The organism is Janthinobacterium rivuli, assembly GCF_009208735.1.
Lineage (GTDB): Bacteria > Pseudomonadota > Gammaproteobacteria > Burkholderiales > Burkholderiaceae_D > Janthinobacterium.
In genome coordinates this window covers 19,371-40,783 of the sequence record NZ_WFLJ01000011.1, presented here as the reverse complement: position 1 = coordinate 40,783, position 21,413 = coordinate 19,371, and the positions used below count along the sequence as shown (strand labels likewise).

Below are 21,413 nucleotides of genomic sequence, written 5' to 3'. Positions count from 1 at the left end.
GACCTCATGAAATTTCGTTCCGCCCTGCCCCTGGCAGCCATGCTGGCCGTGCTCTCCGGCCTTGCCCTGCCCGCCAGCGCCGCGCAAGTGCTGCGCAACCTGGTCAGTATCGAGGGCGTGCGCGACAACCCGCTGGTCGGCTATGGCCTCGTCGTGGGCCTGAACGGCAGCGGCGACACCACCCAGGTGAAGTTTTCCAGCCAGTCGGTGGTCAACATGCTCAAGCAGTTCGGCGTGAAGATGCCGGACGGCGCCGAAGCGAAAAGCAAGAACGTCGCCACCGTCATGGTCAGCGCCGTGTTTCCACCAGGATACCGCCGTGGCCAGGCCATCGACGTCACCGTCTCGTCGCTGGGCGATGCGAAAAGCTTGCGCGGCGGCACCTTGCTGCTGACGCAATTGCGCGCGGCCGACAATGAAACGTACGCGCTAGCGCAAGGCAACGTGGTCGTCGGCGGCCTCAACGCCACCGGCAAGAGCGGCTCTTCCGTCACCGTCAATACACCCACCTCGGGCCGCATTCCCAACGGCGCCAACATCGAACGCGAAATCCTCAGCGATTTCTCGACCAAGCCGACCGTCACCTTGAATTTGCGCCACCCGCATTTCGAGACGGCCATCAATATCGTCGAAGCCGTCAACCGCCGCTTTGGCGCCGTCGCCACCACGCGCGACGCCACCAGCGTGGAAGTGCTGGCGCCGGAAAACCCGACCCAGCGCGTGGCCTTCATGGCCAAGCTGGAAGCGTTGAGCGTCGACGTGGGCGTCGATACGCCGAAAGTGGTGTTCAATTCGCGCACGGGCACCGTCGTCATCGCCGAGGGCTTGCGCGTGAAGGCGGCCGCCGTCACGCACGGCTCGCTGAAAGTGGTCATTTCGGAAAGCTCGGCCGTCAGCCAGCCGGCGCCGTTCGGCCGCGGCCAGACCACCGTCACGCCGCAGTCGAAAGTGTCCGTCGACCAGGGCAACGGCAATATGTTCAAGTGGCCGGCCGGCGCCAAGCTGCAAGCCATCATCGACGTGGTCAACAGCCTGGGCGCCTCGCCCGATGACATCATGGCAATTTTACAAGCCCTCGACCAGGCTGGCGCCATCGAAGGCGAACTGGTGGTTATCTAACGTGCCCGTCAAAAAGCCCAGGACTGCGTTGCACTGCCTCGTCGTACATTCGTACTGCCTTCGGCAATGCGCCTTGCCCTGAACATTTTGACGAACACTGAAAGCTGAATGGAAATGAATGTAAACGACAGCAGCAGCGACCTGCCCTCGGCGCTCGACGACCGCTCTCCCGCCGCCGCCACGCCGGCCGATCCCCGCTATGCGGCCAAGGCCACCGAGGCGGCCGTCAAGTTCGAGGCGTTCTTCATCTCGCACATGCTGCGCCAGATGCGTTCGGGCACGCGCGAGATGGCGGGCGAAGACAGCGTCTTCAAGGACCCCATCAACAGCGACATGCTGGAAATGGCTGACAACCTGGTGGCCGACAAGATGGCCGGCCAGCGCGCCTTCGGCATCGCCGACGCCATCCTGCGCCAGCTGCTGCCGGTGGCCGGCGCCCCCGTGGCCGCCAAGAATACGGCCAACGGCGCTGTCAAGAGCGACAATATGGCGGCGCCGCTTAATAAATCCGTCTGAAGCGTCGCCTGTACAAGGTAACAACGATTCAAGGCCTGCCCACCCACGCGCGCCCCACTCTTCACGAAAGAAACTTGCCCAATGAGCATCATCAGCAATGCATTGTCAGGCAGCATCGCCGCCCAGGCCGCACTCAACGCGGCCAGCCAGAACATCGCCAACTTGCAAACGGCGGGCTATACCCGTCAAGGCGTGCTGTTGTCTTCGCTTGGCGCCGGCGTGGGCGTGCGCTCGGCCGGCAATGGCGTGGAAGTGTCCGCCCTGCTGCGCTTTGCCGATGCCTATAAAAGTCAGCAAATGTGGCGTGCCGCATCCGACCAGGGCGCCCGTTCGCAGACCCAGCCGTACCTGACGCAACTCGAGCGCGTGATGGGCGATGATGCCTCCAGCATCAGCAACGGCATCGACGGCTTTTTCGCCGCCCTCAACGCCGCTGCCGTCGACCCGACGTCGACGCCGCTGCGCCAGCAGATCATCACCTCGGCCGACGCCATGGCGCAGCGCTTCAACAGCATCAGCACCGTCATGGCCAACCAGTTGCTGTCGGTGCAGCAGCAACGCGCAGCGATCGTGCCGCAAGCCAATACCACCCTGGCCAATATCGCCGCGCTGAACCAGCGCATCAGCACCTCCACGGCAGCGGGCACGAACGTGTCCTCGCTGATGGATGCGCGCGACCAGCTGATCGACGGCCTGGCTGCGCAAATGGGCATCGACGTCCTCGACCAGCCGGACGGCTCGCGCAATATCGCGCTGAAGTCGGGCCAGCCGCTGGTCATCGGCAGCATTGCCGGCACCTTGAGCAGCAACATGACGAACACGGGCGACCAAACCCTGACACTCGATTTCGCCAAGTCCTCGTACAACCTCGACATGTCAGCCATCGGCGGCCAGATGGGCGGCCTGGGTGAATTCGAGAAAAATACCCTGAAGCCGCTGCAACAGTCGCTGCAAGACCTGGCCACGCAGCTGACCAGCAAGGTCAATGCGCAGCTGGCACTGGGCACGACCATGGCCCCGCCTCCTGGCAACAACGGCGGCCCCCTGCTGGCCTACGCGAATGGCAAGCTGAGCATTACTCCCGGCTTCAACGCCAAGGATCTGGCCCTGTCGCTGACGGGTGCGGCCGGCGACAGCGGCAACTTGCAAAAATTGATCGATATCAAAAATCAACCGATCAACGTCAGCTGGGTGGGTAATGTCCTGATGAGCGACGCGGACACGCAACTGGTCGGCAAGCTGGCCATCTACAGCCAGCAAAACCAGGCCCTGCTGAAGACGTCCAACACGGTGCGCGCGCAAGCCATCGACGACTGGAAGTCCACCAGCGGCGTGAACAAGGACGAGGAAGCGATGAACCTGGTGGAATTCCAGAATATGTATCAGGCAAACATGAAAGTCATTTCCGTGGCGAACACCTTGTTTGATGCCACTTTGCAAATGATGGGTTAAGGAGAAGAGCATGCGTGTCGCCAGCAGCCAGTATCAATCGCTGATTAATATTTCTCTTCAGCAAAATCAAGAACGCATCAATTCCCTGACCCAGCAGATGGCCTCGGGCTTGCGCATCCAGCTGCCATCGGACGATCCGATCGGTAACGTGCGCATTTCGCGCCTGACGCGCGAGCAAGCCATGGTCACGCAATACCAGGACAATATCGCCACGGTAAAAGTGCGCCTGCTGAAGAATGAAAACTATCTGTCGAGCATGGTCACCGACATGGGCCAGGCGCGCGACCTGCTGGTGTGGGCCGCCGACGGCAGCAATGCGCCGGACGACCTGAATGCGATGACGCAATCGCTGATCGCCATGCGCGACAGCGTGCTGTACACGGCCAACCTGAAGGACCAGGAAGGCCGCTACATGTTTTCCGGCACCGCTACCGACCAGCCCGCGATCAAATACGACCTGAACGCAGCCGTCGGCTCGCGCTACAGCTACATCGGCAATACCGACACGCAGACCGTGGTGGTGGGCAATGGCGTGACGCAGGCCGCCAATGTCGATGTGGACAAGCTGGAAGTGTGGCTCAACAAGATCGACCAGGTCATCGAGGCGCTGGGCAAGCCCGGCGTCAGCCCCAACGACCCTGCCGTGCGCGCCATCGTTGGCGCAGGCCTCGATGGCACCGACGACGGCATGGATTTGCTCTCCGGCAAGATCGCCATCTTCGGCGGCGCGCAAAACATCCTCACCACGCTGTCCGGCAACCTGGCCAATGTGTCGCTGTCGAACAATTCGGCCCTGCTGGACTTGAAAAAGACCGACATGGGTGCGGCAGCCATTGAGCTGACCGGCTACCAGACGGCCCTGCAGGCAACCTATAAAGCCTACGCCAAGGTTGGCACCATTTCCCTGTTTGATCTTCTCTGACCATCATGCAAATCGTTCAGACTTCCTCCTCTTCCGGCGTCAATGCCAAAGGCGCCGGCACAGCCCGCGCCGTCGATGACGCGTCCGCAGCGGTCAAAGGCGGCGCCAGCGCACGCAGCGACGCGCCGGCGGCGAGGAGTTCGACGGCGAGCCTGCAGCGTGGCCTGAGCAACTGGGATCACCAGTTGCAGGGGGAGATTTCTAATGCGCAGCAAACACTCGACTACCTGGAGCGCAGCAGCAGCCAGTTGCAAGCGCTGAAAAGCGAACTGGCGGCGAAGCTGGCCGCGCGCCAGGGCCGTGAAGGGCAAGTCGAGGCCAGGGTACGCCAGTTCAGCAACACCTGGCGCCAGCGCGCCAGCGCCTCGGGCGGCACGCTCGACGCACAGCTCAGCTATACCAGCCCGCAGGCGGCGCAGCAAAACTTCAGCATCCGCGGCCTGACCATGGCCAGCCTGCAGGAAGGCCCGCAGGAAGTGCTGGCCTTTTCCGTCGGCGGCGCGAACCAGGCCTTGCGCTCGGTAAATATTGAACCTGGCCTGAGCGAGAACGAAATCGTTTCCCGCTTCGACCGCGCACTGATGCCGTCTGGCATCGGCGTCAAGCTGGGCGAGAATGGCGAACTGGTGTTCAGCACGTCGGAAGCGGCCTGGGCCAACGTGCGCGACAGCCTGTCCGTGCGCGGCAGCGGCATCCGCTACCCGACCGGCCAGATGAGCCGCGTGCGCACGGATGCGGAACCGCCCGCCATTGCTCCTGAAGAATGGCATACTGGCGACACGGAAGCCCTGCGCGCCACCTTGCAGCAAGTGGTGCAGGCGCTGGCGCAGTTGCAGGCGGCACGCAGCGCCGTCAGCCTGGCCCTGGCGCAAGCGACGGGACGGGTGGCCCGCGCGCAGCCGGTGCAAGTGAAAGTCAGCATGGATACGCTGGCGGAAAATTTCACGGAAAAGGCCAGCCAGCCCGGCTACGAATCGCTGCTGGCGATCAGCTCGGCGCTGGTCGGCATCAGCCGCGAGCGCGTCGTCGCCCTGCTGGGACTGGATTAAAAACGCCGGTCCGCCGCCAGCATCGCAGTCAACTGCTCCACGGGCAGCGCGCCTGAAAAGACATAACCCTGCGCATAATCACAGCCGGCGGCGCGCAGCAGATCGCGCTGCGACGCCGTCTCCACGCCTTCGGCCACGACTTTCACGCCCAGCCGCTGCGCCAGCGCAATGATCGCCTCGCACAGACCCAACCCCGCATCATCGCGTCCCAGCTCACCCACCAGCGAACGGTCGATCTTGAGAAAGTCGATATCGGCCTTCTGGATGCACCCGAGCGATACCTGGCCGCAGCCGAAATCGTCGAGCGCCAGCGCCAGGCCCATGGCGCGGAACTGGCGCAGGCGCTCGCCCACCTGGCGCGCCTCGTCGAGCAGCACGGCTTCCGTTGTTTCGATGACGATGGCACCTGGTGCCAGGCCCGCCCGCGTCAGCGCATGACCCCAATCCTGGTACAGCGCGGCGTCGCAGCGAAATTCCACGGCCGATTTGTTGATACCGATCTGGAACACGGCGCCGTGCGCGTCCTGCCACTGGCGCGCCTGGCGCACGACCTGGCGAAAGACCCACTCGCCGATATCGATGATCAGCCCGTTCGCCTCGGCAAAGGCGATGAAATCGGCGGGCATGAGCAAGCCGCGCAGCGGATGGCGCCAGCGCAGCAGCGCTTCGACCCGCTCGATGGCGCCATCGCACAGGCGGATGATGGGCTGGTAATGCACTTCGAACTGGTCCTGCGCCAGCGCCAGGCGCATCTCGCGCACTGTGGCGCGACGCAAGTCGGCCGCCTGCTGCAGGGCGGGCGTGAAATAGCTGTAGCCGTTGCGCCCCGCGCTCTTGGCCGCATACATGGCCTGGTCGGCATGCCGCAACAAGGTGTCCGTCGCCTCGGCGTCGGCCGGATACAGCGCCACGCCCACGCTGGCCGACACTTGCGCCGTCTCGCCGTCGAGCACGAAAGGCCGGGCCAGCGCCGTCGTCAATTCCTGCAGCACGCGCTCGATGCCGGCGAGCTGTCCCACGCCGGCCAGGATGACACTGAACTCGTCGCCGCCCAGGCGCGCCACCGTATCGGTGGCGCGCACGCGCTCGCTGATGCGCAGCGCCGCCTGGCGCAGCAGCATGTCGCCCTTCTCGTGGCCGAGGCGGTCATTCACCTGCTTGAAATGGTCGAGGTCGATGAACAGCAGGGCCAGGCAACCGCCTGCGCGGCTGGCGTGACGCGCCTCGTGCTGCAAGCGGTCGAGAAACATATGTCGATTCGGCAAGCCAGTCAAGGAATCGAAATTGGCTTGCCGCCAGATGCGCTCGGACGCCGCGCGCTGCGCCGTGATGTCGCTGACCAGCGCCAGCGCGCCCAGGTAGGCGCCGCCGGAGTCGAAGATGGGATTGGTGGCCAGCGTGGCCCACAAGGTGCCGCCGTCACGCCGCAGGAACTTGAATTCGTGGCGCTCGGCGATGCCGTCCTGGCGCCGCGCGATATTGCGCTCCAGGATGGCGCGCCCCTCGTCATCCATGAAGGCGGACAGCGGCTGGCCCAGCATGTCCTCGATCTGGTAACCGAGCATGTGCGCCATCTTCGGATTGACAAAGCTGGTCAGCGCCCGCGCATCGATTTCCCAGATACCCTCCTCGGCGCTGTGCACGATGCGCCGGAAGCGCTCTTCGCTGCGTTCGAGCGCGGCCAGCTTGCCCTCGGCCTGCTCCAGCACCAGGCGCAGCGCCTGGCCGTTCGGATCGGCGCTGCCCAGCAGGCTGACGGGAAAGCCGGCCTCGCGCGCGTCAGGACGCAGCCGCACCTGCAGCTGGATGCGCTCGGGCTCGCTGCTATTGAGCACGCGCTGCACGAACTGCTCGTAATCGTGGCGGAACGCATCGTGCACATATGAACGGAACAGCACGTGGCCAAGGCGCTCGCGCACCAGGCCGAACAATTCGGCCGCCACCAGGTTGACCTGCACGATCACGCCATCGAGCCCGAGCACGAAATAGGCGACGGGCGCCAGCAGGTATAGATCATTGAAATAGGCTTGCTCGCGTTCGGCCTTCATCCGTTCCGGACTGAAGACGCCATCGTCAAGCAGGGGCGCGACCGCGCCGTCGTGGCCGCGCGAGGAGGAATCCGGAGCAGGTACCGCTAGCGGTGGCGTATCCATGGCTGTCCTTGGCACTGCCGCCCAGGCAACAAGGTGGGTGCAGTAGCGAGACTAGCATGCGCCATGCCCAGTGTCGAGCGATGCATGCCGGTATGCCGCTTTCACCACAAGCGCGGGCCGTCAGGACGGCTGCGGCGGCGCAGCGGCGAGCGAGCGGCCGCGCGTGAGCGCATGCCCGCCGGTGCGCAAGGCAAGCAGGCAGGCATCGGCGAACATGGCGGCGCCACCGTTGAGGCGCCGGCGCAATACGCGCGCCGCCATCCGGTAGCGGCCGCAGCGATACAGCTGCTTGATCAGCCCGCGCGCGGCTGGCGCATGCAACGTGGCATCGTCGCACAGGCGCAGGTAGCCGGTCAGTTCCGTATCGTCCAGCACTTCGCCAAAGTTGAAAAAACCGTGGAAACCGAACGTGGGACCAGCTGGCAAAATGCCTTCGAAGGCAAAGCTGGAGGCCAGGGCGGCAGTGGCGAAACGCACGCCAAACTCCTCGCGCAGGCGCTCGCCATGCAACTCGCAGATCGCATAGTCTTCGGGATGGGGTTGCGTGATGGCCAGTTGCGGCAAGAGGTCGTACAGGCGCCGCGAACGCAGCGAAAAGCCGCCATTGCCGACGGCCACCGGGCGATGTGACCACGGTGCGCCGATGTAATCGCAGTCCAGGAAGGCGTTCTGCCATTGACGCGCATCCACGATGAAACTGTCCCACTGCATGACGAGCACATGCGTTCCGCTGAAATGGGCGCCCAGCTCATGCACCATGAATGCCGAATACGCCTCCACGCTCTCGATCGGGGCGATCAGCACCTGGCGTATATGCGGGGGCAAGTCATGCAGCCGTGAAGTGAACAGCAGGCACTCCTTGAAATCGGCGCCGGCCAGGCAGCGCTCGATGGCAAAGCTGGCCAGCTCGGGATAACGGGTTTCCACGCACACCAGGCTGATGTTGCGAAGGTCCAGTTTGTCATTATGCATCGCGGGCTTTTCATCGGAGTGTAGGCGGAAGGCATGCCCGGCGCGGGCATGGCATATTTTGCAACGCCCGCATGATACAGCGCAAACGGGAGCCCAACAAGGGCCATGCCCGCCCGACGCCATCGGCGTGCGAACGCCTCAGCGCCCCATGCCGCGCCGGCGCAAGCCGAAATCATGGCCCACCACCAGCAAGGTGCTGGCCACCAGGCTCGACAGCCCCACGATCAGCTGGATCAATTTATCGTCAGGCAAGATCCACAGCGACGAATCCGGCGTCTCGCAGCCCGTGGCCGCGCTGATCAGGGGAGAGACCCAGGCCGCATCCGGCGTCACATCGAGCACGACGGCGCCATCGGCGCTCGTCTGCATATAGATATCGCCGCCTTCGGCCAGGGTAAAGCAGATGCCCACACCCGTTTCCGTGGCGCGGATATTGTCCTGCATGCTGCGGTTATGTTCCTCGATCCACACTTCCACGTCATACGGCGTTTCCAGATGCTCCCACGGACGGGGACGGAAACGGGGACGCTCGTCCGCGCTGGCGGATGTGTTGGAAGTGTCGGGGGTGTTGCTGTCTGCTGCGCCTTGCATGCTCGTTGACCTTTTCTGCGGTGATGCGGCGGGACCGGTTGCCTGCCAGCCGCCATTATCCACCGTTCACGGTACGCAGGGTATTCCCATCGCGAATCAATCAGAAAAACTGACAGCTATCGACTTCAAACATCAGCAAGACTGACTTAAAATACGCGCCATCTCTTCTTTACAGGCTTTACATGCAAGGCATCAAACGCAAAATCGTCTACGTCACCGCCTTTGAAATCATCGGCATGGCCATTTCCACGGCCTGGCTGACCCTGCTTTCAGGCGAATCGCCCACCAGTACGGGACCGCTGGCGATCATGATCACCAGCATCGCCGTGATCTGGAACCTGCTCTACAACACGGCCTTCGAATACTGGGAAATCCGCCAGGTGTCGCGCACGCGCACCGTCTGGCGCCGCATCCTGCATGCGATCGGTTTCCAGATCACCCTGGTCATCTACCTGATCCCGCTGATCGCCTGGTGGCTAGCCATCAGCCTGTGGCAGGCGTTCGTGCTGGACTTCGCGCTGATGCTGATCATCCCGTGCTACAGCTTCATCTTCAATTATTTCTTCGACGGCCTGTTCGGCGTGCCCCTGTCGGCGCAGCAGCCGAAGGAAGCCTCCACCGATGTTCAGGCCGCTTCGCTGAGCAACTGAAGAAAAGACCGCGCCGCCATGCCCAGCGGCCGGTCCTTCATCCACACCAGGTGGATGGGCACAACCAGGCCATTGCCCGTATTCTTGAACGCCACGCAACGCACCCGCCCCGCCGCCAGCGAGTCCTGGATGGCCGAGGCGGCAAAGTTGCCCCAGCCCAGCCCCGCTTCCACCATGGCCAGCGCCATCGGCAAACTGTCCGTGCGCCAGTAGGACAAGCCCACCACGGGGCGCGCATCGGCCAGGTCCAGTTCGCGGCTGGCGACGATGATCTGGCGCAAATTCACCAATTCCTCGATGTACAGGGGCTGGCCGGCAGCGCTGTGCGGATGCTGGGTGGAGATAATCGCCAGCAAGGCATCGCTGCCCACCAGCTGGAACTGTTCCTCGTGATTGATGCGCCCGCCCGCGAAAGCCATGCAGGCGCTGATGCGGCCCCGGTGCAGCATGTCGAGCACGTCGTCCTGCGGCGCCGTCAGCACCTCGATGTCGAGCAGCGGATGGCGTTGCGACAGCGCGCGCACGGCGGCCAGGAAGGGCGTATGGTCGAGTTCGGCCGCGATGCCCAGCGAAATGCGGCTTTCCAGTCCCTGTGACAATTCCTGCACGTGCAGGTGCAACTGCTTCAACTGCTCGGCGATCAGGCGCGCATGCGGTATCAGGGCCGTGGCGGCCGGCGTGGGCACGGCTTCGCGCGCTCCGCGGTCGAACAGCGCGATGCCCAGTTCCGCCTCGATATTGGCCATCGCCATGCTGACGGCCGACGGCGCACGCCGCAGGGCGCGCGCGGCGGCCGAGAACGAGCCGCCGTCGACGACGGCCAGGAATAGTTCGATGTTATGGCTGGAGAGTTTCATGGGAAGCTGGAAACGGGCGACGCTTTTCCGCCGCTGGCGATAGAATGAAAGAAATGTCAACAGCAGGAGGAGCCATGACTCGTCCACTTCCCTACCGCCGCGGCGGCTATGTCTCGGAATTCACGCGCTTCATCGACGCCTATCTGCGCGACCATCCCGAGGCGCAAACGAGCCAGCGCCTGGGCTGGCGCATTTACTGGGAACGCCCCGTGAATTTCGACGCATGGCGGCGCGCCGGACGCGACAGCGTGCCGGAGCCGCCGTATCACTATGACTAGCGCTCAGTGCTAAGGTTTAACCCTTCCAGACGCGCTGCAATCCCGTATCCGCATGGATCCAGCCGCCACGCGGGCCGGAGCGGTAATAGAAGCCCACGCCGCCCTGCTTGAAGCTGCGCACCAGCGAACCGAGCACTTCCGCATTCAGATTCGCCACGCGGATGTCGGCGGCGCGGCCCGAAATGTGCAGCGACTGGCGCGCGGCCGGCACGCCCGCTTCGCGCAGCTTGCCGTTCGACTCGGCCGTGCGGTAGCCCGACAGGATCTCCAGCGGCTGCTCGATGCCGTAGCGGGCCACGAACGCTTGCGTGCCCCACAGGGTTTCCAGCAGTTTCGGGTCGATGGGCGCCGTCTTCTTGCCGTTCACGTCGCGCAGCAGGTGGCACAGTTCCTGGTAGGCCGAATCGATGACTTCGCCATCTTTCCAGTACAGCAGTTTCGCCTTTTCATTGCTGGCCGGACGCACCACTTCCAGGGTGCGGGGCTTGAGCCAGAATTCCAGGTCCAGCGCCTGCGCATCAAAAATGTCGGGAGGCGGTTCCAGTTCGGTGATGGCCTGGCGCGACTGCGACGTGATCGAGCGGTCGACGCTGGCCAGTTGCGTCGGCTGGGGCGGCACGCCCGTGCGCGGCGCGCGCGGCTTGGCGCTGGCCGAAGCCGAGGCGGGAGCGGCCGTGCGCGAGGCGCAGCCGATGAGCGGGGTGGCAACCAGGCCCAGCGCGGCCAGGCCCATACCGTGATGTAGAAAATTTCTGCGCGATGCCATAGTCAGTCCAATTTAACGATGGGAATACTATAGCGTATTGTGCTGCGAAGAAAAACCCTCAATGCCTATCGTGTCGCCCTCATTTCAGCATCCGGCGCCCTACGCGGCGGCCGCGCTGGCCGCGACGGCCCTGTTTGCCTGCGCCAGCGCCGTCAACGGTTTATCCAGCAAATAGCCCTGGGCGACGATGGGCAAGCCCGTGGTGGCGGCGACGCGCTGCAGCGCGGCCAGCGCGGCCGGCGTGTCGAGGCGCTTGAAGATGACGCGGATGTTTGCCGCATGGCACACGGTGACAAAGCTGGCGACGGCCTGCTCGTCGCTGAGATTGCCCGCGTCGAGCTTGAACGCATGCGGGTGCAAACGCTCCAGCATGCCCGTGGCCTCCTGCACGCCGGCCACGTTGATGGCCAGGCGGAAACCGTTGCGCCGGTAATTGTCAGCCACGTAGTTGAGCAGCCAACCCTGGTTCGGCGTGACCGTCGGCAATTGCAGCACGATGCGTTCGATGGGCAAGCCCAGCGCGTCGAGGATGCGCTGGAAGGCGTGGCCATGATTGCTGCTGACTGCGCTCAGCAGGCGGTCATGCACGTTCAGGTACAGGTCGGCCTGCTCCGCTTCGCTCTGGCGGAAGAAATTAATCGCGTGCAGCATGCGGCACAGCCGGTCCAGCTCCACGGATTCGTCGTCGCTGGCCGCGTGATCGAGCAAACGCCACAGCGACAAGCCCTCGTCCGCCTTCGACACGCTGCGCGCCAGACCCTCGAAGGCCACCAGCTTGCCGCTGTCCAGTTCGCGCAGCGGCTGGAAGGCGCTGGTCATGGTGCAATTGAAAAAGCGCCCCAGCGCCCTGCCCTCCCCGTCGAGCCAGACACTGGTGCCGGCCTGGGTTTGATGCGACAGGCGGGCCAGATAATTTTTCAGGACGGGAAATGGCATACATGCTCCTTCATCGGACTGCGCCAACTGCCCGCATGGGGAAGGCGGCGCCAAAGTGTGCAGAGTAAGGCCCTGCCAAGCAAAGGAGAACGAATGGTTTCGCCATTTGATATGCGCCCAGCACATAAGGGATGCGACGGCCGGCGCATAACGATAGTCGGAAACATTCCTTCCAGCGGCCTGCCCCGGCCTTTACTGTGGGCGTGTACCGATACCATCAGGAAGGGCCGCCATGTGCCAGTTACTCGCAATGAACAGCAGCAAGCCCGCGGCGCTGGGATTTTCCTTTGCCGGCTTTGCCGAACGGGGCGGACGCACGGACGAGCACCGCGACGGCTGGGGCATCGCCTATCATTCCAGTAGCGGCTGCACCTTGCTGACGGATCACCTGGCCGCCATCGATTCGCCGCTGGCGGCCCAGGTGCAGCGGCATCCCGTGAAGGCGAAAAACATCGTCGCGCACATCCGCAAGGCCACGCAGGGCCGCATCGCGCCGGAAAACACCCACCCGTTCGCCCGCGAGCTGTGGGGCAAGACCTGGTCCTTCGCCCACAATGGCGACCTGAAAACGTGGCGCCCGCCCGCCAATGCCCACTATCACGCCAGCGGCGACACGGACAGCGAACAGGCGTTCTGCCACCTGCTGGCCCACTTGCGCACACGCTTTCCCCTGGGCCAACCCATGCGCGCCGAGTTGCGCGCCGCCATCGGCGAAGTGGCGCGCGAGATTGCCGCGCACGGCACCTTCAATTTCATCCTGTCGGACGGCGAGCTGCTGTTTGCCCACTGTTCCACGCATTTGCACTATGTGATACGCGAATACCCGTTTTCCGTGGCGCAACTGATCGACTGCGAGCGCAGCATCGACTTTCGCCAGCACAACCACCTGGATGACCGCATCGCCGTCATCGCCACGCATCCCCTGACGCAAAACGAAGACTGGCTGGCGTTCGCGCCCGGCGAACTGAAACTGTTCGCCGGCGGCACGCTGCTGCCGGCAAACGAGAGCGCACAGCCAGGCGTGTATATCCAGATCAGTTACTGAGGGAAAATATGCAAAGGAAGGGGAAGGCCCGCCGCCAGATGGGCGGGCTGAGGTGCGGAAGGGCCGTCAGGCCGAATTGCAGTTGCAAAAGCGCTTGCGCTTGGGGTCGCCGCTGGCGATACCGGCGGGATCAATCTGTTTCCAGCAAAAAATCGTTTCCACGCCATACGGCGAACGCACATTGCCCGCCTCGATATAGCCCTGCTTGACGAAAAAGGCCTGGCTGCTGGCCGTGCTGTGCAGTTGCAAGGCCTTGATGCCCCACTCGCGCGCCTGCGCCTCCAGCCGCTCCACCAGCACCTTGCCGGCGCCGCGGCCTTGCGCCTCGGGCAGGAGGTAGCACAGGGCCAGCTTGCCTGCCCGCGTCAGCAAGCCGACGCCGACGACGGCGCCATGCTCGACTGCGACGAGCGAAAAATTGGTCGGCGACGCAAACCAGCACGCCACCATCTGCGGTGTTTTATTGCCCAGCCAGGCTTCCAGGATGGCTGGATCGTCCCGATGATCGAGGCTGCAGCATTCGACGATGGAGCGTCGTAATACGTTGCACGCCTCGAAAGCGTCGGTCGATGTTGCAATACGAATTTCAAGACTCATGTACGCTCACAAAATATTCCAGTTGCCGATGCAGGCGGTTTTACCCCTGTATCGTGCGATTCGACTATACACCAAGCGGCGCTTTCGGGTTTTTTGCCGCACGCGACGGACCGGTTTTGCCTATGGCGCGATGCCTGCAGACTAAGTGCTGATGCGCATCTTGCCCACGAATGTTTCCAGAAATCGATATATGTTTTTTAGCGCAAACGGGAATCAAGTCTAAGCATATTACGAAAAATTCGTTTCTTTTCCGGCCGGAATTTTAGACTATGTCTATCTATTCTCACAACAAGAGTTCAACATGACCCATTCCAACGCCGTCTCGACTGCCGCAGCAACGCTCACCCAACGCTCGCGCCGCTGGTTCCTGGCCAGCGCCCTGGCCGCTTCCGCCGCCGCCATGAGTTTGCCGATGGCCGCCAGTGCCGCCGAGCCGGTGGTCTTGCTGAACGCCTCGTACGACGTGATGCGCGAACTGTTCAAGGACGTGAATCCCGCATTTATTGCTGATTGGAAAGCCAAAACGGGCGAAACCATCACCATCAAGCAATCGCACGGCGGTTCCAGCAAGCAGGCGCGCTCCGTCGCCGATGGCCTGGAAGCGTCCGTCGTGACCATGAACCAGGCCAACGACATCGACATCCTCGTCGACCGTGGCCTGGTGGTGGCCGACTGGGCCAAGAAATTCCCGAACAATGCGGCGCCGTTCTACTCGACCATGGTGTACCTGGTGCGCAAAGGCAACCCGAAGCACATCAAGGACTGGGACGACCTGGCCAAGCCCGGCATCAAGGTCATCGTGCCGAATCCGAAAACCTCGGGCAATGGCCGCTACACCTACCTGGCGGCCTGGGGCTATGCCGTGAAAAAGGGCGGCAGCGAAGCGCAGGCGCGCGACCTCGTTACCAAGCTGTTCAAGAACGTGCCCGTGCTCGACGGCGGTGGCCGGGGCGCCACCACCACATTTACCCAGCGTGAAATCGGCGACGTGCTGGTGACGTTTGAAAATGAAGTGCAACTGGTGCGCGCCGAATTCGGCGACAACTTCGAGGTGGTGTATCCAAGCATCTCCATCCTGGCCGAGTCGCCGGTGGCCGTCGTCGACAAGGTCGTCGACCGCCGCGGCATCCGCAAGGAAGCCACGGCCTACCTGCAATACCTGTACTCGGAACCGGGCCAGGAGCTGGTCGCCAAGCACTACCTGCGCCCCCGCTCGGCAGCCGTGGCCAAGAAATACGCAGCCAGCTTCAAGCCGATCACCCTGTTCACCATCGACGATGTCTTTGGCGGCTGGAAACAAGCACAAAAGAAACATTTTGACGATGGCGGCGAGTTCGACAAGATTTATCAGAAGTAAGCTTGCGCCAGATCAATAAAAAACCGGGACTCGTCCCGGTTTTTTTATGTCCGCGCCTGTTTACGCATATCGATATGCGCATCGATTCGTGGTCAAAAGGGCGCGCGCGCCGTACTCTGGCCTTGTCGCGCCGCACGGCGTATTACGGGCACAAAGGAAACAGCATGGCTATCTCGGAAGTGAATGTACGCAACCAGTTTCGCGGCAAGATCAAGGAAATCATCTTTGGCCCCGTGGTCTCCGAAGTGGATGTGGAAACGCCGCACGGCATCGTCACCTCGGTGATCACCTCGCGCTCGATCAAGGACCTGGACTTGAAAGTAGGCAGCGAAGTCATCGCCCTGGTGAAATCGACGGAAGTGTCGATCGCCAAGATCCAGTAAGCTTCGTCCGCCCATGCGCCGCGCCCTTGCCATCCGGCATCGGCGCGTGCGTCAGGGCTTGATATACGCATACCCTTCCTGCCACTGCAAGCGGCTCAGCTCGGCCACGCCCGAAGGCACGATGATGGCTTCGGGCAGCACGCGCTGACGGTCGATATTGCGTCCTTGCAAAGTGTTATTGCAGACACGAAAGCTCACGCCGCGCTTGGCCAGTTCGCGCACCACCACGTCATACGGTGAACCATTCTTGTCGATGGCGCCGTCGAGCAGGAAATCGATGCCGAGGCCATGTGCGACGAGCACGATGGTGGCTTGGGGGCTGGCGTCCAGGTGATTGCGGATATTCTTCAGCGCAGCCGTGGCATTGCTGGCGTCATTGACGTGATACACCACCTTTTCCTCCTTCTGCACTGCCGCGACGGCGCTGCAAGCGAGCAAGGAAAGAAGGATGGTGGTGAACCAGCGGCGCAAGATTGTCATGAGATGTCCATTTAGTGATAGATTAAAAACATTTCCATCATATCAATCCCTGAACAAATAGGTAAACGTGCGGCTGACGGGCAGTTTTTCCGTGCTGCCGCGCAGCAGCACCTGCATGCGCTCGGCGTCGATGCGCTCGGCCGCCTCGATGGCTTTCACGTTGACCATGGTGCCGCGGTGGATTTGCCAGAACTGCTCCGGATCGAGGCTGCCCAACAAATCCTTCAGCGGCGTGCGCACCAGCGCCTCCGAGCCGGCCAGCACGACGCGCGTGTACTTGGTGTCGGCCTGGAAGAACAGCACGTCGTCGATGTCGATCAGGCGGATCTGCTTGCCCACGCTGGCCCTGATCCATTTCAGCCTTTCGCGCGGCGGCGCTGGCAGCGCCGCACGCAGCGATTGCAGCAAGTGCGCCATGTCGGCCGGCTGCGCACCGAGCTTGTCGCGCAAACGGGTCAGCGCCCGCTGCAGCCGCTCGGCCTGCACGGGTTTCAACAGGTAGTCGACGGCGCCCGCGTCGAAGGCATCGACGGCGTATTGGTCATAGGCCGTGACGAACACGACGTGGGCGCGCTTGCCGATGCGCTCGGCCACTTCCAGGCCCGACATGCCTGGCATGCGGATGTCGAGGAAGACCACGTCCGGCTCGTGCTCGAGGAAACCGTCCCAGGCGTCGTTGCCGTTTTCCGCCACCAGCACGACCTGTGCTTCGGGCCAGGCTTGTGCCAGCAGCATTTGCAGGCGTTCGCGCATCAAGGGTTCGTCTTCGGCGATCAGGATGGTGGCATTCATGCGGCAGGCTCTTTCAGGCTGGATGCAATGGTAATGGGCAGCCATATTTCAGCGATCACGCCGCCCTCGTCGCCGTCGCGCAGGCTCAGGCTGGCGGACGGATCGGACAGCAACAGCCGGCTGCGCACGTTTTCCAGGCCCAGGCCGCTTCCCGGCGCGCTGCCCGCGCCGCTGGCCGGCAAGCCCATGCCCGTGTCCTGCACGCGCAGGCGCAGCATGCCGTCCACCCACAGCGCCGACAGGCGGATCTCGCCGCCGCGCAACGATGGTTCAATACCGTGCTTGATGGCATTTTCAGCCAAGGTCAGCAAGATCATGCTGGGTATCGTCGCTTGCGCAAGCTCGGCCGGCAAGTCCAACGCATAGTGCAGGCGCGACCCCATGCGCGCCTGCATCACGCGCAAATACGCGGCCACCATGTCGAACTCGCTTTGCAGCGACACTTGCTCGCTGCGCATCTCGGCCAGGCTGGCGCGCAAAAACGCGATCAGGTCGGCCGTCAATGCCGCGGCCCGTCCGGCGCCTTGCGCTCCCTGCTCGGCCAGTTGCTGCACGGCGCCCAGGGTATTGAACAGGAAATGCGGCTCGATCTGCGCGCGCAGCAGGCGCAGCTGCGATTCGCTCAGTTCGCGCGCCAATCGGTCGCGCTCGGCATCCTGCTGCAACTGCACCGTCAGCGCTTCGTACTGGCGGTTGCGCCAGGTGGTCACGATCGCCAGCGGCACCATGTAAAACAAACCGGCCACCAGCAAGGCGATGCCGCCCACCCGCAGCAAGCGCTCGAAGGCCATGCTCATGGAACCGGTATCGCTCAAGCCGGCCAGCAGCACGCCGGCCGCGACCCCTGCCGCGCAGGTCGAGACGATCAGCAAGAGTTTCTTGAACTTGTAGCGCACGGAACTGCGGTAATTGAACCAGACGCCCACCAGACCCCACGCCAGCGCAAAACCGAGGCCGTTGCTGAAGACCAGGGCCTTGAGCAATTCGAAGCGGGCCGGCAGCAGCAGGTGCAGTACGACGCCGATGGCGCTGAACAACAGCATCAGCTTGAACGCGGCAATGTAAAAACCGGCGCCACGATACTTGAGCAGGAAAGCGTGCAACTGCTGGCGCTCGATCGGCGTCAACTTGACCAGCTTCATGGCGATGTAGCGACGCACCTTTCCCTGGACCTGCTCCGCCAGCTCGGGATGTTTCAGCACCCGCAGCGATTCTTCGTCGATGCTGCGGTACCAGTCCGTATATTTTTTCAACACAATGCGTTCTCCGTGGTCTGTGATTCAGGCATGAACGCAGTCTACGGCGACCCTGTTGCGGGGCATAGCGCGGGGCGACGAAGCACGAAGGGGCAGGCATCAACGACGAAGCGCATGGCGCCTGCCGGACCATGGCTGCCAATATTGCTGAAATAATACGAAGTTTCCAAGACGAAATCAATAATTGCGCAACAATTTTCACTACGGCAAGATTAGCCCCTTTTATTTGCCAAATTGGCCGCAACGCCGCCTGTCCCGGGCCTATGCCGTAGACATCGCTTGATCTTTAATGGTATTGTTTAAGCTTGGCAAATATTGCCTCCGAGATACACGCCGCGTCCCCGCGCGGTCCGCTTCCGGATTTGCGCGCAGCGCCCTCGATGGCGCCCCAAAACTGCTTTCCCACATACAATCCCATGCTCAAAAAAATGTTCGCCGCGGTGCTGATGACGCTTTCGACAGCGGCCATCGCCGTGCCCTTCGGTTCCCAGTCGATACTGGTGGTCGAAGATGGCACAGGCAAAGTCTTGCTTGAAAAAAATTCCAACGTGGTGGTGCCCATCGCCTCGCTGACCAAACTCATGACGGCCATGGTCGTGCTCGACTCCAAGGCGAACATGCAGGAAGAGATCAGCATCGACCGCGAGGATGTCGACACCCTGAAGCACAGCACCTCGCGCGTGCCGGTGGGCGCGACCCTGAGCCGTCACGACGTGCTGCAACTGGCGCTGATGTCATCCGACAACCGCGCCGCCGCCTCGCTGGCGCGCACCTTCCCCGGCGGCCCGACGGCGTTTGCCGTGGCCGTCAACGCCAAGATCAAGGCGCTGGGCATGCGCCAGACCGTGATCGAAGAACCGACGGGCCTGTCGCCGAATAACCAGTCGACGGCGGCCGACCTCGTCAAGATGGCCGTGGCCGCCTCGCGCTACCCGGAAATCAGCCGCATCACCACCGATTCGAAGGACGTGATCCAGATCAAGGGCCGCGACGTGGAATACCACAACACGAACCGCCTGGTGGGCGCCAAGGGCTGGGACATCGGCCTGTCGAAGACGGGTTACACGAATGAAGCGGGCCGTTGCCTGATCATGCGCATCAAGTCGGCCGGCAAGTTCGCCACCATGATCCTGCTCAACGCGCGCGCCAATTCCGTGCGCGCCATGGACGCCGTCAACATCCGTCGCATGCTGGCGGCCGAGAACGGCATCGAAGAGCCGAAAGTGATGCGCGCCTCCGTCAGCCGGCACAAGAAGGCGCCGGCGAAACCAAGCAAGCGCCGCCGCGCCAAGTAATTACTTCGCTTGCCGGTTGGTCATGATGACGCCGGCAATCGTCACCGCGCCGCCCACCAGCATCGAGACGAGCACCGGCTCGCCCAGCAGCGCCGCCGCCAGCACGATGCCGAACACGGGCACGAGGTTGTTGAACACGGCCGTGCGCGACGGGCCCAGCGCTTTTACGCCTTCGTAGTACCAGACAAAGCCGATCACCGTGCCGAACACGCCCAGGTAGCCGATGGCGGCCCACACTTGCCAGCCAAAGCTGTGCCATGGCACGGTGGGAAACTCCACCACCGCCCCCACCAGCAAGAAGGCCAGGCCCCACATCGCCGCATACGTGGTGGCGGCGATCGGGCTCAAACCCTTCAGCGCCACCCGGCCGATCAGGGTGTAGGCGGCCCAGCTGGAAATGCCGCAGAACATGTACACCTCGCCCATGCCGATGCCGCCGCCGTTACCGTGCAGTACGCCGGCCAGATCGCCGCGCGTGATGACGATGGCCGTGCCGCAAAACGCCAGCACGATGCCCAGCCACTTGAAGGAACCGAGGCGTTCGCGGAACAGCATGGCCGAGGCCAGCGCCGTGACGATGGGATTCAAGGCCACGAACAGGGCCGTGCGTCCCGCCGGCATGCGCGACAGGGCCGCCAGGAAGCACAGGTTGTACAGAAAGATGCCCGTCAGGCCCAGCGCCGCCGTCGTCATCAATTGCTTGCGGTCCAGGCGCGGCAAGCCCCCTTCCAGTTTCCACGCCAGCACGACGAGCAGCAGCACGGCCACGCCGAAGCGCCCGCTGGCCGCCGTCATGGGCGGCATCTGCTGCGCCAGCACGCGCCCCGCGATAAAGGTGCCGCCCCAGAACAGGGCGACGAAGATCAGTTTCAGGTAGACGAGCGGCGATTGCACGGAAGGCAAGGCGGCGGAAGGTACGGCGGAAGAAGACATGGGATATCCTGTTTGACCGCTTGCGCGGCGGGTGGTCTGGATATATATTAATACTAATATCAACTCATGAAATAATGAGTAAATACTCATAACCCAACAAAACCACACCATGACCTTCACGCAGCTGGAAATTTTTACCCTGGTGGCCGAACTGCACGGTTTTTCCGCCGCCGCCGCGCAGCTGGGCATCAGCCAGTCGGCCGTCTCGCATGCGTTGAAAGCGCTGGAAAAGGAGATGGGCGTGGATCTGATCGTGCGCCACCAGGCGTCGGCCGAACTGACGGACGTGGGCCGCCAACTGCTCGTGCGCGCCCGTGAAATCCTCGGCCTGTCCGAAGCCATGCGGCAGGAAGCGGCCGACGTGCTGGGCCAGCGCCAGGGCAGCCTGCGCATCGGCTCCTTCGGCCCCACCTCGTCGTTGAACCTGCTGCCGGCCATCACAGCGCAATTTCGCCTGCGCTATCCAGGCATCACCCTGCGCATCGACGAAGGCGCCGACCATGAAGTGGTGCAGTGGATACGCGAACGCAGGGTCGACGTCGGCTTCGTCGTGCTGCCCGACGAACGATTCGATACGGCGCCGCTGGTGGAAGACCAGATGATGGCGCTGGTGCCGCGCAGCCATGCGCTGGCCGGCGAAACGGCCATCACCCTGGCCCAATTGTGCGAAGGGCCGTTCATCATGTCCGAGGCGGGTTGCGCCTGCCTGATCGAGCCGCTGTTCGCCAACGCGGGCTTGCAGCCGCAGGTGCCCTACCGCATCAGTCAGGTAATCACCATCCTCGACATGGTCAGCCGTGGCGACGGCCTGTCCATCGTCGCCGAACTGGCGCTGCCGCAGCGCCTGCGCGAGCAGTATCCGGAGCTGGTGGCGCTGCCGCTCAATCCACCCGTCAGCCGCAAGGTGGGCCTGGCCGTGCGCGACCGGCGCCAGAACACGCCCGCCACCAACGCTTTTTTTGCGGTGGCGAGGCAGATGGCGCCGACCCTGGCGCCGCGGCGCGCCTGAGCGCT

At 63.2% G+C, this 21,413-nt stretch carries 23 protein-coding genes; 12 read left to right on the top strand and 11 right to left on the bottom strand.

Going from position 1 to position 21,413, the window contains the following annotated elements:
* Positions 1-6: 6 nt before the first annotated feature.
* From GCN78_RS15990 to GCN78_RS15970, 5 genes are all read left to right on the top strand, one after another.
* A complete protein-coding gene (locus tag GCN78_RS15990; protein ID WP_152252585.1) occupies positions 7-1,119 on the top strand; it encodes a flagellar basal body P-ring protein FlgI in 1,113 nt (370 codons plus the stop codon).
* A gap of 108 nt (positions 1,120-1,227) precedes the next feature.
* Positions 1,228-1,635 carry a flagellar biosynthesis protein FlgJ gene (locus tag GCN78_RS15985; protein WP_413465213.1) on the top strand — a complete coding sequence of 136 codons (408 nt, stop codon included), beginning with the start codon at positions 1,228-1,230 and terminating at the stop codon, positions 1,633-1,635.
* Between the two features lie 81 nt (positions 1,636-1,716).
* The gene (gene flgK, locus GCN78_RS15980; RefSeq protein ID WP_152252584.1) at positions 1,717-3,087 is read left to right on the top strand and encodes a flagellar hook-associated protein FlgK; all 1,371 of its coding nucleotides are present in this window, start codon (positions 1,717-1,719) and stop codon (positions 3,085-3,087) included.
* A 10-nt stretch (positions 3,088-3,097) separates the two neighbouring features.
* Entirely contained in the window at positions 3,098-4,009 is a 912-nt protein-coding gene (gene flgL, locus GCN78_RS15975; protein ID WP_152252583.1) for a flagellar hook-associated protein FlgL, read from the top strand.
* Positions 4,010-4,014: 5 nt separating this feature from the next.
* Positions 4,015-5,058: a hypothetical protein gene (locus GCN78_RS15970; protein ID WP_226939663.1), complete on the top strand. Its 1,044-nt coding sequence runs from the start codon at positions 4,015-4,017 to the stop codon at positions 5,056-5,058.
* Here GCN78_RS15970 and GCN78_RS15965 read toward each other — a convergent pair.
* The 3 genes from GCN78_RS15965 to GCN78_RS15955 all read right to left on the bottom strand — a co-directional run bounded on the left by GCN78_RS15965 (position 5,055) and on the right by GCN78_RS15955 (position 8,774).
* On the bottom strand, positions 5,055-7,106 hold the full coding sequence (locus tag GCN78_RS15965; protein ID WP_152252753.1) for a putative bifunctional diguanylate cyclase/phosphodiesterase: 2,052 nt from the start codon (positions 7,104-7,106) through the stop codon (positions 5,055-5,057). The two genes, GCN78_RS15970 and GCN78_RS15965, sit on opposite strands and share 4 nt — an antisense overlap.
* A 225-nt stretch (positions 7,107-7,331) precedes the next feature.
* On the bottom strand, positions 7,332-8,183 hold the full coding sequence (locus GCN78_RS15960) for a DUF5672 family protein (RefSeq protein ID WP_152252582.1): 852 nt from the start codon (positions 8,181-8,183) through the stop codon (positions 7,332-7,334).
* A gap of 138 nt (positions 8,184-8,321) precedes the next feature.
* Positions 8,322-8,774 (bottom strand): hypothetical protein, encoded by a 453-nt coding sequence (locus GCN78_RS15955; RefSeq protein ID WP_152252581.1) that lies wholly within the window; start codon positions 8,772-8,774, stop codon positions 8,322-8,324.
* Positions 8,775-8,956: 182 nt separating this feature from the next.
* On the opposite strand from GCN78_RS15955, the gene GCN78_RS15950 reads away from it, so the two are divergent.
* Positions 8,957-9,424, top strand: coding sequence for a PACE efflux transporter (locus tag GCN78_RS15950; protein WP_152252580.1), 468 nt, complete (start codon positions 8,957-8,959; stop codon positions 9,422-9,424).
* On the opposite strand, the gene GCN78_RS15945 is transcribed toward GCN78_RS15950, so the two are convergent.
* Positions 9,400-10,281 carry a LysR family transcriptional regulator gene (locus GCN78_RS15945; protein WP_152252579.1) on the bottom strand — a complete coding sequence of 294 codons (882 nt, stop codon included), beginning with the start codon at positions 10,279-10,281 and terminating at the stop codon, positions 9,400-9,402. The genes GCN78_RS15950 and GCN78_RS15945 overlap by 25 nt on opposite strands.
* Before the next feature lie 74 nt (positions 10,282-10,355).
* Between GCN78_RS15945 and GCN78_RS15940 the strand changes: the two genes are divergently transcribed.
* Positions 10,356-10,559 (top strand): DUF3460 family protein, encoded by a 204-nt coding sequence (locus GCN78_RS15940; protein WP_152252578.1) that lies wholly within the window; start codon positions 10,356-10,358, stop codon positions 10,557-10,559.
* A gap of 16 nt (positions 10,560-10,575) precedes the next feature.
* Here the strand turns inward: GCN78_RS15940 and GCN78_RS15935 are convergent, their stop codons facing one another.
* Positions 10,576-11,325 carry a YcbK family protein gene (locus tag GCN78_RS15935; protein WP_413465212.1) on the bottom strand — a complete coding sequence of 250 codons (750 nt, stop codon included), beginning with the start codon at positions 11,323-11,325 and terminating at the stop codon, positions 10,576-10,578.
* 99 nt (positions 11,326-11,424) lie between these two features.
* On the bottom strand, positions 11,425-12,261 hold the full coding sequence (locus GCN78_RS15930) for an EAL domain-containing protein (protein WP_152252577.1): 837 nt from the start codon (positions 12,259-12,261) through the stop codon (positions 11,425-11,427).
* 232 nt (positions 12,262-12,493) lie between these two features.
* Here GCN78_RS15930 and GCN78_RS15925 point away from each other — a divergent pair, with 232 nt between their 5' ends.
* Complete coding sequence (locus GCN78_RS15925) at positions 12,494-13,306, top strand: class II glutamine amidotransferase (RefSeq protein ID WP_152252576.1); 813 nt, start codon at positions 12,494-12,496, stop codon at positions 13,304-13,306.
* A 66-nt stretch (positions 13,307-13,372) separates the two neighbouring features.
* Here GCN78_RS15925 and GCN78_RS15920 read toward each other — a convergent pair whose 3' ends face one another.
* Positions 13,373-13,903, bottom strand: coding sequence for a GNAT family N-acetyltransferase (locus tag GCN78_RS15920; protein ID WP_152252575.1), 531 nt, complete (start codon positions 13,901-13,903; stop codon positions 13,373-13,375).
* A 301-nt stretch (positions 13,904-14,204) separates the two neighbouring features.
* On the opposite strand from GCN78_RS15920, the gene GCN78_RS15915 reads away from it, so the two are divergent.
* Together GCN78_RS15915 and GCN78_RS15910 are read left to right on the top strand one after the other, a co-directional pair.
* Positions 14,205-15,260: a sulfate ABC transporter substrate-binding protein gene (locus GCN78_RS15915; RefSeq protein WP_152252574.1), complete on the top strand. Its 1,056-nt coding sequence runs from the start codon at positions 14,205-14,207 to the stop codon at positions 15,258-15,260.
* 164 nt (positions 15,261-15,424) lie between these two features.
* A complete protein-coding gene (locus tag GCN78_RS15910) occupies positions 15,425-15,643 on the top strand; it encodes a TOBE domain-containing protein (RefSeq protein WP_034757699.1) in 219 nt (72 codons plus the stop codon).
* 51 nt (positions 15,644-15,694) lie between these two features.
* Here GCN78_RS15910 and GCN78_RS15905 read toward each other — a convergent pair whose 3' ends face one another.
* From GCN78_RS15905 to GCN78_RS15895, 3 genes are read right to left on the bottom strand one after another with little or no spacing between them, the layout of a single operon-like run.
* On the bottom strand, positions 15,695-16,123 hold the full coding sequence (locus GCN78_RS15905) for a DsrE family protein (protein ID WP_152252573.1): 429 nt from the start codon (positions 16,121-16,123) through the stop codon (positions 15,695-15,697).
* Positions 16,124-16,165: 42 nt separating this feature from the next.
* Positions 16,166-16,915, bottom strand: coding sequence for a LytR/AlgR family response regulator transcription factor (locus tag GCN78_RS15900; protein ID WP_152252572.1), 750 nt, complete (start codon positions 16,913-16,915; stop codon positions 16,166-16,168).
* A complete protein-coding gene (locus GCN78_RS15895; protein WP_152252571.1) occupies positions 16,912-18,168 on the bottom strand; it encodes a sensor histidine kinase in 1,257 nt (418 codons plus the stop codon). Before GCN78_RS15895 ends, GCN78_RS15900 begins: the two co-directional genes overlap by 4 nt.
* Positions 18,169-18,587: 419 nt before the next feature.
* Here GCN78_RS15895 and GCN78_RS15890 point away from each other — a divergent pair, with 419 nt between their 5' ends.
* Positions 18,588-19,466 carry a serine hydrolase gene (locus tag GCN78_RS15890; protein ID WP_035826880.1) on the top strand — a complete coding sequence of 293 codons (879 nt, stop codon included), beginning with the start codon at positions 18,588-18,590 and terminating at the stop codon, positions 19,464-19,466.
* Here GCN78_RS15890 and GCN78_RS15885 read toward each other — a convergent pair whose 3' ends face one another.
* Positions 19,467-20,399 (bottom strand): DMT family transporter, encoded by a 933-nt coding sequence (locus GCN78_RS15885; RefSeq protein WP_152252570.1) that lies wholly within the window; start codon positions 20,397-20,399, stop codon positions 19,467-19,469.
* Between the two features lie 109 nt (positions 20,400-20,508).
* Between GCN78_RS15885 and GCN78_RS15880 the strand changes: the two genes are divergently transcribed.
* Entirely contained in the window at positions 20,509-21,408 is a 900-nt protein-coding gene (locus GCN78_RS15880; RefSeq protein WP_152252569.1) for a LysR family transcriptional regulator, read from the top strand.
* Positions 21,409-21,413 lie beyond the last annotated feature (5 nt).

Excerpts from the sequence above, each read along its gene's own strand:
- GCN78_RS15990 (WP_152252585.1), top strand. The coding sequence starts at position 7 with ATGAAATTTCGTTCCGCCCTGCCCCTGGCAGCCATGCTGGCCGTGCTC.
- GCN78_RS15985 (WP_413465213.1), top strand. The coding sequence starts at position 1,228 with ATGGAAATGAATGTAAACGACAGCAGCAGCGACCTGCCCTCGGCGCTC.
- flgK (WP_152252584.1), top strand. The coding sequence starts at position 1,717 with ATGAGCATCATCAGCAATGCATTGTCAGGCAGCATCGCCGCCCAGGCC.
- flgL (WP_152252583.1), top strand. The coding sequence starts at position 3,098 with ATGCGTGTCGCCAGCAGCCAGTATCAATCGCTGATTAATATTTCTCTT.
- GCN78_RS15970 (WP_226939663.1), top strand. The coding sequence starts at position 4,015 with ATGCAAATCGTTCAGACTTCCTCCTCTTCCGGCGTCAATGCCAAAGGC.
- GCN78_RS15965 (WP_152252753.1), bottom strand. The coding sequence starts at position 7,106 with ATGAAGGCCGAACGCGAGCAAGCCTATTTCAATGATCTATACCTGCTG.
- GCN78_RS15960 (WP_152252582.1), bottom strand. The coding sequence starts at position 8,183 with ATGCATAATGACAAACTGGACCTTCGCAACATCAGCCTGGTGTGCGTG.
- GCN78_RS15955 (WP_152252581.1), bottom strand. The coding sequence starts at position 8,774 with ATGCAAGGCGCAGCAGACAGCAACACCCCCGACACTTCCAACACATCC.
- GCN78_RS15950 (WP_152252580.1), top strand. The coding sequence starts at position 8,957 with ATGCAAGGCATCAAACGCAAAATCGTCTACGTCACCGCCTTTGAAATC.
- GCN78_RS15945 (WP_152252579.1), bottom strand. The coding sequence starts at position 10,281 with ATGAAACTCTCCAGCCATAACATCGAACTATTCCTGGCCGTCGTCGAC.
- GCN78_RS15940 (WP_152252578.1), top strand. The coding sequence starts at position 10,356 with ATGACTCGTCCACTTCCCTACCGCCGCGGCGGCTATGTCTCGGAATTC.
- GCN78_RS15935 (WP_413465212.1), bottom strand. The coding sequence starts at position 11,325 with ATGGCATCGCGCAGAAATTTTCTACATCACGGTATGGGCCTGGCCGCG.
- GCN78_RS15930 (WP_152252577.1), bottom strand. The coding sequence starts at position 12,261 with ATGCCATTTCCCGTCCTGAAAAATTATCTGGCCCGCCTGTCGCATCAA.
- GCN78_RS15925 (WP_152252576.1), top strand. The coding sequence starts at position 12,494 with ATGTGCCAGTTACTCGCAATGAACAGCAGCAAGCCCGCGGCGCTGGGA.
- GCN78_RS15920 (WP_152252575.1), bottom strand. The coding sequence starts at position 13,903 with ATGAGTCTTGAAATTCGTATTGCAACATCGACCGACGCTTTCGAGGCG.
- GCN78_RS15915 (WP_152252574.1), top strand. The coding sequence starts at position 14,205 with ATGACCCATTCCAACGCCGTCTCGACTGCCGCAGCAACGCTCACCCAA.
- GCN78_RS15910 (WP_034757699.1), top strand. The coding sequence starts at position 15,425 with ATGGCTATCTCGGAAGTGAATGTACGCAACCAGTTTCGCGGCAAGATC.
- GCN78_RS15905 (WP_152252573.1), bottom strand. The coding sequence starts at position 16,123 with ATGACAATCTTGCGCCGCTGGTTCACCACCATCCTTCTTTCCTTGCTC.
- GCN78_RS15900 (WP_152252572.1), bottom strand. The coding sequence starts at position 16,915 with ATGAATGCCACCATCCTGATCGCCGAAGACGAACCCTTGATGCGCGAA.
- GCN78_RS15890 (WP_035826880.1), top strand. The coding sequence starts at position 18,588 with ATGCTCAAAAAAATGTTCGCCGCGGTGCTGATGACGCTTTCGACAGCG.
- GCN78_RS15885 (WP_152252570.1), bottom strand. The coding sequence starts at position 20,399 with ATGTCTTCTTCCGCCGTACCTTCCGCCGCCTTGCCTTCCGTGCAATCG.
- GCN78_RS15880 (WP_152252569.1), top strand. The coding sequence starts at position 20,509 with ATGACCTTCACGCAGCTGGAAATTTTTACCCTGGTGGCCGAACTGCAC.